General features: G+C 43.0%; 9 protein-coding genes. 1 reads left to right on the top strand and 8 read right to left on the bottom strand.

Features of this window, described 5'->3' with window-relative positions:
- The first annotated feature begins 64 nt into the window (after positions 1-64).
- Complete coding sequence (locus H5300_RS09755) at positions 65-565, top strand: methylated-DNA--[protein]-cysteine S-methyltransferase (RefSeq protein WP_182795863.1); 501 nt, start codon at positions 65-67, stop codon at positions 563-565.
- A gap of 54 nt (positions 566-619) precedes the next feature.
- On the opposite strand, the gene H5300_RS09750 is transcribed toward H5300_RS09755, so the two are convergent.
- The 8 genes from H5300_RS09750 to H5300_RS09715 all read right to left on the bottom strand — a co-directional run bounded on the left by H5300_RS09750 (position 620) and on the right by H5300_RS09715 (position 12440).
- Positions 620-889: a Txe/YoeB family addiction module toxin gene (locus H5300_RS09750; protein WP_016768960.1), complete on the bottom strand. Its 270-nt coding sequence runs from the start codon at positions 887-889 to the stop codon at positions 620-622.
- Complete coding sequence (locus tag H5300_RS09745) at positions 882-1136, bottom strand: type II toxin-antitoxin system Phd/YefM family antitoxin (protein WP_005483180.1); 255 nt, start codon at positions 1134-1136, stop codon at positions 882-884. Before H5300_RS09745 ends, H5300_RS09750 begins: the two co-directional genes overlap by 8 nt.
- A 130-nt stretch (positions 1137-1266) precedes the next feature.
- Positions 1267-1590, bottom strand: coding sequence for a nucleotidyltransferase family protein (locus H5300_RS09740; protein WP_182795862.1), 324 nt, complete (start codon positions 1588-1590; stop codon positions 1267-1269).
- Positions 1580-2020 (bottom strand): HI0074 family nucleotidyltransferase substrate-binding subunit, encoded by a 441-nt coding sequence (locus H5300_RS09735; protein WP_182795861.1) that lies wholly within the window; start codon positions 2018-2020, stop codon positions 1580-1582. Before H5300_RS09735 ends, H5300_RS09740 begins: the two co-directional genes overlap by 11 nt.
- 329 nt (positions 2021-2349) lie before the next feature.
- A complete protein-coding gene (gpmM, locus tag H5300_RS09730; protein ID WP_182795860.1) occupies positions 2350-3882 on the bottom strand; it encodes a 2,3-bisphosphoglycerate-independent phosphoglycerate mutase in 1533 nt (510 codons plus the stop codon).
- 653 nt (positions 3883-4535) lie between these two features.
- The gene (locus H5300_RS09725) at positions 4536-7085 is read right to left on the bottom strand and encodes a S8 family serine peptidase (protein WP_182795859.1); all 2550 of its coding nucleotides are present in this window, start codon (positions 7083-7085) and stop codon (positions 4536-4538) included.
- A gap of 63 nt (positions 7086-7148) precedes the next feature.
- On the bottom strand, positions 7149-9212 hold the full coding sequence (locus H5300_RS09720; RefSeq protein WP_182795858.1) for a hypothetical protein: 2064 nt from the start codon (positions 9210-9212) through the stop codon (positions 7149-7151).
- Positions 9213-9230: 18 nt separating this feature from the next.
- Positions 9231-12440, bottom strand: a complete 3210-nt coding sequence (locus tag H5300_RS09715; RefSeq protein ID WP_182795857.1) for a hypothetical protein — start codon at positions 12438-12440, stop codon at positions 9231-9233.
- Between the last annotated feature and the right edge of the window lie 189 nt (positions 12441-12629).

The raw sequence follows: 12629 nt of genomic DNA, 5'->3' as shown, positions 1-12629 counted from the left end.
AGTGTAGCGCGTTGCGCATTACGAACCAAACTTCAAGAAAATGCGAGAAAGAGGGAAACAATCCATGGAAGACACCACTTACAAAATGCTTTATGACGCACCAATTGGCAAGATGATCATTGTGAGCAATGGTGTGTCGATTATTGAAATTGACCATGTAAATCATGAAGAGTTATTGACTAGCAATCCAGATAGCCTTTGCCAACTGGCAGCGAAACAGTTAGATGAGTACTTTGCAGGTCAACGAACAGAATTCGATTTGCCATTAAGAGCGATAAAAGGCACTGACTTTCAAAAAGCCGCTTGGCAGGCTTTAACGACCATTCCTTATGGCAAAACCATCAGTTACGGTGAGCAAGCAAAGAGAATGGACAACCCAAAAGCCGTAAGGGCTGTGGGTGGTGCGAACGGCAAGAATCCGTTCAGTATTGTTGTACCCTGCCATCGAGTGATTGGTGCAAACGGTACATTAACCGGCTACACCGGCGGCATGAACCGCAAGGAGTGGTTGTTGGATTTTGAGCGTTCGGTCTTAAATAAAAAGAAGCAAACCTTATCTCGCTAGATCAATAATATAAAATTTCACCATCAAGAAGCGCCATTATCATCAGACAACATATTAGTAGTGGTAACGACACGAAATTATCGTTATCGCTTGATCATCGACTGCATAGACAAGCCTATTGGTATCGTCAATGCGACGAGACCAAAACCCAGACAAGTTCTCTTTTAACGGTTCTGGCTTACCAATGCCATCAAATGAAGAACGCTTCACATCATTAATAAGTTTGTTGACACGCTTTAACGTCTTCTTGTCTTGAGTCTGCCAATACAGGTAGTCGTCCCAAGCGTCATCTGTCCACGATAGTAAACGTTGACGACTACTCATCAATCAGCTCTCGGGCTGTTGTTTTTCCAGCACGATACTGTGCTATGGAGCGATTTAAATGCTCAACGTTTTGAGGTGAACGAAGTAAGTGAACGGTCTCCATAAGGCTGTTGTAGTAGTCTAAAGACATAACCACAGCATCTTCAGAATCACGACGTGTAATGACTGTTGTATCAGCATCATTAACAACACCGTCCAAAACAGCTTTGAGACCATTTCTAGCTTCAGTAAAAGATACGATTCTCATAAGAAACCCCATATGTACAGTTTATGGAACAAGTATAGTCCCCTTGCGCCCACTTGTACAATTAAACGAACATGTAGTACTAACTAGGGCAACGAAAAAATACATAGTTGACTTGTATTTTTCTCCTCGGTTACTTTAGTTTAATCCCATAAGTGTCAATATGGGCAAGTAACTCACTTGATGTAATTCTATGCTTCACGAGCAAGTCAACCTTGAATGGAAGCGACGACTGTTCTAAACGATCTTGTAAGCCTGCGACGACACTTAACGAAATACCGTGCCCCTCGATAACAATATCGATGTCGGAGTTATCTTTATAAGTTCCAAGGGCTCTAGAACCAAACACCCAGGCATGAATGACTGAGACATGGTTCAAAACAATATCCTCAATCAGCTGATACTGATGAGGCTTAAGGCCGACAGAGTCTGGTTGAACCAAATAACTATCGATCACATTTAACCTCTTGTTCGCATTGACCCTCTTGATCACATTTAAGCTTTAAATAGAGTGTGACTTGCCCTATCACTGGTGAAAATGACTCTAAGATCAGTGACTGAGCTTCAAGGACATTTTCCTCATCATAAGTGTGGGACAATAAATTTCGTTTTATGAGTGCTTCAAGCATAATCTCACACTGCTCCGAAGATAGGTGCTTAGCTTCTAAGGCCGTACGAAAAACGCTCCTCGGCGAAGCCACATCAAACCCTTCAAACTCAAGTAAATCTTTAAGGGTCTTCCATGTCAGCTCAAAGGAAAACTTAAAAGTGTGTACTAACCCAGCGAGCTCTAACTCATTGTAGCTATCTTGTGAGCACGCTCTCTCAAGCCTTTGCTGCGCTTTCATTAAGTTTTGCAGTCGTTGCTTCCAACGGTTTGAGTTCATATAAACAACCTAGAGGTAAGGTAAAAGACAAGTATAGTATGGGCCTTAAGCTACCTAATCATCCAAGCAATGTCACTCTTTCGATATTTATCAAGGCCGTTCTTTTCGTCTTTTGTTTAAGGTCGTGTCCTTCTGTTCTCCCCTGCATATTTTTCTCACCCAATTCCTGCCCTTAAGCTCTTCGCATCTCGATTACCCGCATCCCGAATCTGCTCTTAAAGCTCTTCGTATCCCGTTTACTCGCATCCCGTATCTATACTCAAATTCCAGATACAAAAAAACGGCCACACTCGCGTGCAGCCGTTCTAGTATTCGATGAAAGTTAAAAGCTACTTAACGATCACATCACCTGACATTTCTGCTGGGATATCAATACCAGACAGAGAAAGCATCGTTGGTGCTAAGTCAGACAGCTTACCGCCTTCTTTGAACTCAACGTTTTTGCTGCCTACGTAGATAAGTGGAACAGGTAGGTTAGTGTGCGCTGTGTGGATGCCGCCCGTTTCTGGGTTTACCATCATTTCCGCGTTACCGTGGTCCGCTGTGATAAGCAGTTGGCCGTCAGCTTCTTTGATTGCTTCAACCACTTTGCCAAGACATTCGTCTAGCGACTCTACCGCTTTAACCGCTGCATCGTAAACGCCAGTGTGGCCAACCATGTCACAGTTAGGGAAGTTACAAACGATAGCGTCGTATTTGCCGCCTTTGATTGCTGCAACCAGCTTTTCAGTTAGCTCTGGCGCGCTCATTTCTGGCTGCAGGTCGTACGTTGCGACTTTTGGAGAAGCAACAAGCTGACGCTCTTCGCCTTCAAACTCGTCTTCTTTACCGCCGTTGAAGAAGAACGTCACGTGCGCGTATTTCTCTGTTTCAGAGATACGTAGCTGCGTTTTACCTTGCTTCGATAGCCATTCACCGTAAGTGTTCTCTAGAGAAGCCGGTGGGAATGCACATAGAAGCGGGATGTCTGCCGCATATTGAGTCAGCATCACGAAATCGATCGCTGGGAATACGTTACGAGCAAAACCATCGAAATCAGGCACGAATGCACGTGTAATTTCACGAGCACGGTCAGCACGGTAGTTCATGAAGATAACTGCATCGCCATCCACGATAGCGGCAGACTCTTCGCCTTCCGCTTTGATTTCAGTCGCTTTAACGAACTCATCGTTTTCATCACGAGCATAAGCCGCTTCTAGACCAGCCACTGCAGTGTCGAATGTGAACTCTGCTTTTGCTTGAGTCAGCAGGTCGTAAGATTCTTGAACGCGATCCCAGTTGTTATCACGGTCCATTGCGTAGTAACGACCAATAAGAGAAGCCACACGGCCTTTACCTAGCTTAGCGAACAACGCTTGGAAGCGTGCAAGTGTGTTTTCAGCGCTACGTGGCGGCGTATCACGGCCGTCTAGGAATGCGTGTAGGTAAATTTTCTCTGCGCCACGCTCTGCTGCCATTTCAACTGCTGCGTAGATGTGGTCTTCATGCGAGTGAACGCCACCTGGAGACATCAGACCCATGATGTGAACCGCTTTCTCAGCTTTCACCGCTTTATCGATAGCGTTAACTAGCGTTTCAGTTTGGCCGAACTCGCCGTCTGAAATTGACTTAGTAATACGAGTAAGATCTTGGTATACCACGCGACCCGCACCGATGTTGGTGTGACCCACTTCAGAGTTACCCATTTGGCCATCAGGTAAGCCTACATCTAAGCCAGAAGCCGAGATTAGCGTGTTAGGTTGGTTAGCAATAAGACCGTCTAATACAGGTGTATTAGCGTTCGCGATAGCGTTGTCTTGGTTGTCTTGACGGTAACCGTAACCGTCAAGGATCACTAGAGCCATTGGCTTCTTAGCTGACATAGGACTGACCTCGTTCAATTCAAAATAAATCGGTATAAAAACAAATTAGCGTAATTTTACTACAGTTTACAGTCAAAACTGTAGTGGAAGATCAAGAAAGGGCGCAGGTAGCCGGATCGGATGTGAAAAAAAATGTCATTTGATGAACATTGACATGCTCCATGCCCTAAAGGAAATGGTTATCCGCTCGTTGATAACCTTATGCGTTCGCTTTGAGCGGATTAATTTAGGTATTTCTTAAGTCATTCATATTGATTAAGTGAGTTATATTCGAATGATGTAATCAGATCATATATTTAGGCACAATGGTAAACAGCCCGCAGCTCAGTTTTGTTTAGAGCACAACCTTCCCCCAAAAATGTTTGACAACAACCGTCGTAAACTACACCACTTAGTCAACATACCTAAAAACGAGAAGATTCACCTTCTGAATTCGTTGTCATTGAAAAACAGCAAAGCCAAACACCAAAACCAAGCAACAGCCAAGTTCGACTCTATTTACTGAGTTACGCCTTTGAAGCTAAGAAGCATCGCCCTAATCGGCGGTGAGTAGTCACAGTCGGTCATTTAAAAACTAGAAGAGCTCACTTTGGCGTGGAAGATGATCATCTTATCCACGCCGCCGTATTGATAGAAAAGAGCACCATAAGCTGTCAGGCTGTGGATGAAGTGTTTGCAGATTGGCGGCGATAAATGTTCACTGCAGATAATAAGAGCATAAGAAACAGTAAAAATGGATTTTGCGCAGCCCACCAAATGACATCTAAGAGATGACGTAATAACGATTTAAACTGAGGTTTTGTATTAAACCATTCAACCCACGTTGGTGAGTTTTCGTAATACCAGTCTACAAACTCGTGTCCATAAGGAAGGTTTAATAATAGATGGTCTCTAAAATCTCGGTAGAAAGTCAGCTTAGGGAGGTCATCTTGATAAAGAGAGGTCGCGATAAAACACCGACTATCGCTACTAGAGCTCGGTTGAGCCAGTGAATTAAGCTCGAAATCAATGGTGATATTAAAAGGTGTTATGGATGATATTTCAGACGGTGGTACGATCATGATTGAGTGTAATGTTGTATCTAGGCTTACTGGAGTGCCATTGTTGACGTCGACCGCCGTTGCACTGCCAAATTGCCAATTGGGGCTGTCTAATACCAATTGAAGTGAAGAATCACTTTGTAACCATTGACCCGAGATATTCAGCGTGCTGTTGGCAAGTTTCTGCATTGAAAAAACATCACTATCTACATGGAATAATGTCAATGGTTGACCTTGATAATCAATTTGCCACTGAGGATTATCAGAAACAGTGATAGGCCAACTCATCACATCCCCAGACGTCATTTCGAGGATTTGAACGGTGCCACTTCGTACTGTGTCCGTATCAATGACAAGCTCGTTGCCACGCAAATCCAATACCAAATTAGAGTCATCATTCAATAACGTAAATTGCGGCTTTGTATACTCACTTAGGATTGGCAATATCGCATTAGAGCCAATCGGAATATCGGCATACTCAACGCTGTTCCAAGCCAATGTTGAACTATCCGACACCTCACTGAGCGGTGAGCTCAACGTAATTGCTCTTTCCCCAACATTAATATCGTATCGGCTGCGAACCTTGTAGATATCATTATCTTCACCAGAGTGATCTAAGTACTGATTATTTGGTCCTAAGACAGCTTCTAATTCATAGAATCTACCATTTCTTTTTTTGTAGATAATGTATCGATCGACATAGTGATTACCACTCCAAGTCAGAGTGTTACCCCTATCTGAATGCCGGCTAGTTAGGTACTTGGGGGACGGTGTTTCAGGGGTATAGCCAAGTTGTGTGGAACTCTCAGAGTTGCTTATAAATTCAAACCATCCCGCAGGAAGGTCCCAATTACGTATGGTTAACGTAGTGGCAGTCTGCGCTAAAAGTTCAATATCTAGCGGTTCACTATCAGGTTTAGCTGAGTGAAATAGGATTTGTGCAATTTCATTTAACGCATAACCATCAAAAACAATCGTATCGTCTTGTCGTTGAATACTTAGAGCTTGTGATAAGGGCAAGTTAACGTCGTCTAATTGGGCTACATTAAGAAGTTTACCATCCCTTACATACCCAAGCAGAGCCGATTGGTACTGAGACTGTTGTAAAATGCCAGCGATTAGCTCTGCGTCATTTATCGTATTATTAGCTTGAGCTTTCATTGCCAATGCTGCAGATACCCATGGTGCTGCCATTGAAGTTCCGCTGTCAACACGGGTTTGATTATTTGGCGCCAAACTGGCAATCATCGTTCCTGGCGCTGCTAAATCAACGCTTGACCAGCCATAATTGCTTGTTACAGCCCTACTTGATTGTGCATCGTCCCAGTTAGCAATAGAAAGCAATAGAGGCATTTTTTTTGAAAAAGAAGCGGGATAACTATCATTGATTGCGGTGTCATAATTTGAGTTACCCGCAGCAGCCACTTGGATAATGCCACGATTATCAGCATCACGTAGAACATCATATAAAGGTTGTGAGTAACTAAGAATACTCCAAGAGTGATTAATCATGTCAGCAGAATGGTCTATCGCCCAATGAATCCCTTTAATCGCATCAGCGACAGAGCCGCCACCCGATGAATTAAGAAAACGAACTGGCATAATTGTTGCGCTTGAACAAGCCCCTTGAATCATCCCATTGCTTTCTGCAGCAATAATGCCTGTTACGTGAGTTCCATGCCCGTAATCATCGGTCACCTGTTCGCTATTATTGGTTGCGTCAAAAGAATCGACAAAATTAACCTCAGATAAAGCATTATGGTTGATGTCTATACCAGAATCTAAAACGGCGATTCGAAAACGATCACATTGCCTTTCGGAGTCTGTTAGATGGTTAAATCCTGCGATATTAAAACCATGTTGAGTCCTCTCTTCCGATGCCGTTTGAATTGCTTTTTTTTGATTATGGGGTTGGGTTATAGGTGCTAACTGTTGATTTGGTAACAAATAGTGAATATTGACTGAGGAAAATAAAGGCGGCAATTCAAAATGAGCGTCATCTCCCAACCACAACCTGTTGCCATTTTCAAAACGATATATTTCTTCTAGATGAAACTGACCGCCGTCAAACTGGTCATTAGATTCAATTAACCATTCTGTCGCCTGAGCAGATAGGCTTAATGTCGCGAGACCGAAGGAAATGAGCATTCGGTATTTCTGCATATATACTCCTTAAAAATGCAGAATAAGGGGGCAAAGCCCCCTTATTGTTTAGCGTTTAGCGCATTAATCAATAATTACGTCACCACCACTAGAGTAAGTTATCGCTAACTCATTAGCTTTCAAAGTAAATGGTTGTATACACATTTCAACGGTTACTTCCTCACTCCAGGCTAAGACGGTCTCAGAAGCGTCTACATTCTGGCAATCTAGTGTGTATGTTCTTTCAGAATACCAAAGGTCTTCATTATCATAGTTATGTTCGACAATAAGGTCACAAGATGCTGACCAAGGAGCCTCAAGGTAAACACCAGGCTCAAAAGGCTCAACAGTCCCATCGCCATTCAAATCCGACGTTGTTTCAAACGATGCATTAACCACACCCAATGCTTGTATATTACCATCAATAAGAGCCAGTTGTGCTTCTAGTCTTGCAGCCTCGTCATATAACCCTTGCAAATCCTCTTGTGGAATACCAGCATTAATATTAGAGTCAATGTCTGCATTGTTCGAATCAATAGCCTGATTTGTATTGGAAGCTTCATTTTCAAGCTCATCAAGCTGATTAGAATACATCCAACCGTAGTTTCCATTTCCTTGACCTAGAGCCAGTTGGTTAAGGGTTCCGGCAATCCATTGTGACGCCTCCTCATCCCATAAGTATTGGTTGCTATAATCAAGGTAAGAGTTCTCTGCAGTATTACAAGTTGATGCTGAACCAGCAACCAGACCTTGCTGCATTGCAATTTCATTAAGAGAAGCATCTAAAAACGCGGCAGGGAGAGCTGACTCACTAGCGTTTGTACCAGACTCCATCACTTCGATTAAATAACCAGTAATGGTACTGCCATCAACTACCGTGTTTTCTCGGCCGTTTAAGATATTAAAATACAATTGACCCCATTTATCTGTCTCTATATCTGTACCAATCTCAGCGATTTTTAGTTCAATAGTGACACTCTGTTGTAACTCATGGTCCCAATATGTGTAATCATCTTGAGTGTAATAAATATTGCGTTCGGTTTCTGTGTCATCCTCTGATGAAAAATCACTCGGCACACCAAATTTAACATAAGCGTTATTATAGATAGATAAGCCACTAGCCTCCTGATACAGTTCCACGCCTCGCGTCCCTAACTCAGGGTAAGCGGTATTGGTTCCTTCACCGTATTCTTGCCAAAGTGCGGCATAGCTTGACCATTTCCCATCCCCTGAACTTTCATAGCCATTGTCAGTTTCATCCCATTCATAATTCCATTCATTTACAGGGTGAAGATCCTTCTCATTATTAGCGCCGTCAGAGACGCGCCAAACAGGAACGTAAATACTGGATTCGCCATCATCTACATTAGCTGTTTGAACGTACGGATGAAACCATTCAAGCAGGCCATCAGATGCATTATAATCTTGGGGCATGCCATCAGGATAGGACAGAAGGCTCGGTAAGTGTAAACCGATCAGGCTGCCAGTGATCCCTAAAGCTTCAGCTGGAGTTTGAGTTCCATCGGAATCAGGATCCCAGTCAAGAGGTGAGTTTTGGTTAAGAAGTTGCAACTCGATAGGTGTTTCAGCCGTCCATGTCGCTGACATACCACGTAGGGCTATTTGATGTGAGCCCTCGCCAATCTCAATATAGCTAACACTGGTCTCTCTCGTTTCATAACTTTCATCGAAAAATTCAGCTTCGACACGATATTTACCAGGAATTAAATCAATAGATGCAGTCGCAGAATCAGGAGTAAGTACCGCTTGTTTCGCTAAACGTTGACGTAAGCCATTTTCAGGCAACTCCCAACACTCTAATTCCACATCACCAATAGAAGATAAACCTTCACCGTTGTTACTTTTATCTGAGTCATAACAGTCAGACATCGCATCAACATAGTCTTCAGCCTCATCAAGTGACCCGACTAAATCATTGCGAAAAAAGCTAACTTCGATTTCAGAGGCTGCACCAACCCATGAAGCGCCAACTTCTGGTGTCGGAAACTTTACGCCAAGTTGAATGGAGGCACTTTTTGCCGGTGCAGCTCCGCTATCGCTAGAGGCGGTTTCACTCTGACACCCAGCTAGAGCGAAGGTAGCAGCAATCATGACTGCCAGCGGTTTCATCACAAATTGATAGTTCATAACATTTCCTTTGCAAAATTATTCAATAATGATTCCCACGTTTCCACTGAAATCCAGTACTGAAAACGAGATAGATTGTGTTGAGCTTTGATTTAACTTATCGATAACAGATATCGTTGCTTGATAACTGCCAATACCAATGCTTCCAGCGCTGATTGTTGCTTTGTCAGTGTCAAGTTGAGCAGGGATCTGAGGCTCAAATGACCATTGGTATGTCAGAGATGAATCATAATCATCAATGGCGTTCACTATGAGTTCAATGTTCTCACTGTTGACACCATCTTCCGTCGCATTTTGGCTGGAAGGTGTCGCCGTAAATGCGGAAATAGTAGGAGCTTGATCCTCATTAATCGTTATTGATACTTGAGAGGTTGCCTCTAGTCCATATTCATCCATAGCGGTGACTGAGACTACAAAGACCCCTTCAGCAAGAGTACCAGCGGGGATCGTAGCTTTGAGTTGGTCATCAGTTAAATTTAAACTACTTGATAAATCGCTATCACCTTGCTTCATTGTCCAAGTAATGGTGACATTTTCGATACCGTCATCATCGGATACCGTAGAAGTAAGGTTGATCTCATTTCCAAAAAAAGTTTCAGAAGGGATGACTTCCTCCGTTACATCAGAAACCAGTATCACCGTTGGTTGAGTATTATCTTGCACGGTAAAGCTTACGCTTTCGGTCACAGTCTGAGGTTCTAAAGCGTTATCGGTCACTGACAATAGGGCGGTGTACTCACCAATCGCAAGCGATCCTTTGGGAAGCACAATACTGACTTTTGGATCATCACCAAGGAGATCAGAGAAGTCTTGACCATCTTGGTCAGTAAGAAGCCAAGTATAGATAAGTTCTGAATATGGCGTGAAGTCATCAGAGAACTCAGCAAAGAGGGTAATGGGTATAATATTACTACTACCGTCGCTGCCTACTAATGTTGGCGTTGCACTTAGGATTGAAATAACAGGGGCGCTATCATCAACGACATTAACAGTCATTCCCGCGGTAGTCGTTAATGGGTTCGAGTGATCATCGGTGACATTTAAAGTCAGGGTTTTAGATTCTATTGTCTCAGTATTAACAGAACAAAGGAAAGACGATGAATCTTCACATCCAACCCAAACAGAAGTTAAAGTATCACCATTACGGTCTCGTACTGTTGCAGTAACATTCACCTCACTATTTTGTTGAACGGTGACCTTTTCACTTACGGAGTATAAAGTACCGTTAACCTCAAAACCTATGATTTCAGGAGCGAAATTGTCGGTATCTCTGACGTTAATAGGGAAGCTCTGCTTAGTCGTCGCTTTACCGTCAGAGGCAGAAATTGTCACCAATTTTGAACCGATAGTATTAAATTCGACAACAGCATTGTTACCATCTTCAGTTACTAGACAATCGTCATTGGCTTCACAGGTAACATCAACGTTAGTTGCATCACCATCAGGGTCTGAAACAGACCAAGAAAATAAAACGCTTTGATCAATTTTGATGTCTTCACTACCTCGACGAAGAGCCGCTAAGATTGGAGGCTGATTTTCTTTAGAGAAGTCGACGACTGCAGGAGAGGCACTTGAAGAAACGGTCTGCTTATCTTGTCCTAAAGCCGTAATGGTTAAAGGTGCATCACAAAGCACAGCTTGCGAATAAGCGCCTAGCTCATTCGTGGTGGCGAATTCTCTGCTTCGTTCACTCGTGATCTCTACGAATATATTTTGTATTGGAGTTGCGCCATCGGACTGATACACATACCCCGTCACTTCACATGAATATGGGTTGATTAACTGTTTTGGTGGGATCTCATTACATGCACCAGCAACAAGATTATCCGGTAACACAATCTCTTCTCGAGCACCTGTTTTTGTATTGGTAAGGCTGACTGACCAATTAGTTGCATTGATTATATCGGCTTCTTCACCTAACACATTGGCACGGTATTGGAAGGTACCATTTTCAGCATAAGCCCAGTCTGAACCTCCGTCAGGCAGAGTAAACCAGACATAGCCATAAAACGCTTCTCCGTTACCATAAGTTGCCGTTCCGTCGAAACACATTTCAATGTTTTCGCCCGTTTTGATTGGCCAATCTAAGTTTATCCACTGAATCCATTCATTCGCCTCGGTGATTTCAACCTTTACATAGAGCTGAATGTCTTCAGTGCCATCAAGATTAATATTTCCATCTTCATCCATGTTAACGTCTTCTGGGAGAGCGGGACTCTGACCGGCAGAGTCAGTCGTCAGCACTCCATTACCGACGTATTGCCAACCTTTAGAGCTGTAGTAAACATAAATAGGGATTTGGATATTGTCAGTATTAAGGTCGAAGTCACGTTGAATGGTTGAATATGAACCTTTTGGTACCATCATCATCATCGATGGTGACGAGTCTGAGCTTGCTAATATATCCTGCAAAGGTAAAGGTTCTTGATTCTCATCGGTTAATTTTATTTGACTAAATGTACTAGAGACTAAGCGATAAGATTCATCCTCATCAGCCGGGTTAAAGCTCACACCTTGACCTTGGTCTTCCGTCTCGCCTTGGCCGACAAAATCACCGGGGAAGCTTTGTAGATCATCAATATTGCTGGAGTCAAAATAAGCAATTTCACTGTTAATAGCTTCTACATCTTCAGGAATATTCGCCACCGGCAAATCGATTGAGAGTTCAATATCTTCGTCTGCCGCCGCCATTACGTTACCAACAAGAATACGCTTCTCACCTTGGCTATTCTTAACCAAAGAAAAGCGTAAACTAGGGGTGCCATTAGATGAGACAACGATGTCCTCTAAGTCAGATCTTTTGATTGTGCTTACAGTAACAGGGGCAAGGGTTGCATCGACTGAAACTCTCATGGAGTCTAAATCAACATCCACCACTTTCTCGTTTGACGCAAATCCTAGTTTGTTAAATGCCACAACTAATTTAGCGGCTTGGTGAGTCGAAGCCATCAGCTCAGGGATAACCGCTTTATAGAAGCCTCCATCATCTGACAAGGTTGTAAATTCGGTGATCGCCGAGCCTTCTGAGTCTTGAAAAATAAGGGTCACTTCACCCTTTGATATAGGCTCATTGGTTGATGATGTGATTTTACCTGATACCAGTTCAGTTCCGATTGATCTGACTTGAGTTTGTGGTTGAGATGAGGAGTTGGAAGAACTATCATCATTACAACCAACTAAGGCTGCTGCAACCAAGCCACATATTACCCGCTTGTTGAATCTATCCATGTTCATTTCCCTGATGAATTTATGAGCAAATATTGCCACACAATAACCAACTAAAACACTATCCGCACGCCAAACCTTAACAATTCCTCTCAATATGAGATACACTTTGCACATATTTGTGCCGCTATTAACAATTTGGTTAACATGACATTTAGATCACAGGAGAAACCCTATTCATTTATGTGCCAT

This window comes from Vibrio sp. SG41-7, assembly GCF_014164465.1.
Lineage (GTDB): Bacteria > Pseudomonadota > Gammaproteobacteria > Enterobacterales > Vibrionaceae > Vibrio > Vibrio splendidus.
Note: the sequence above shows the minus strand (reverse complement) of the source record. Positions and strands in the feature narration are given on the sequence as shown.

What these genes read in the sequence shown, in the direction of transcription:
- H5300_RS09725 (WP_182795859.1), bottom strand. Translation starts at nt 7,085, where the DNA reads ATGCAGAAATACCGAATGCTCATTTCCTTCGGTCTCGCGACATTAAGC.
- H5300_RS09720 (WP_182795858.1), bottom strand. Translation starts at nt 9,212, where the DNA reads ATGAACTATCAATTTGTGATGAAACCGCTGGCAGTCATGATTGCTGCT.
- H5300_RS09750 (WP_016768960.1), bottom strand. Translation starts at nt 889, where the DNA reads ATGAGTAGTCGTCAACGTTTACTATCGTGGACAGATGACGCTTGGGAC.
- H5300_RS09735 (WP_182795861.1), bottom strand. Translation starts at nt 2,020, where the DNA reads ATGAACTCAAACCGTTGGAAGCAACGACTGCAAAACTTAATGAAAGCG.
- H5300_RS09755 (WP_182795863.1), top strand. Translation starts at nt 65, where the DNA reads ATGGAAGACACCACTTACAAAATGCTTTATGACGCACCAATTGGCAAG.
- H5300_RS09745 (WP_005483180.1), bottom strand. Translation starts at nt 1,136, where the DNA reads ATGAGAATCGTATCTTTTACTGAAGCTAGAAATGGTCTCAAAGCTGTT.
- gpmM (WP_182795860.1), bottom strand. Translation starts at nt 3,882, where the DNA reads ATGTCAGCTAAGAAGCCAATGGCTCTAGTGATCCTTGACGGTTACGGT.
- H5300_RS09715 (WP_182795857.1), bottom strand. Translation starts at nt 12,440, where the DNA reads ATGGATAGATTCAACAAGCGGGTAATATGTGGCTTGGTTGCAGCAGCC.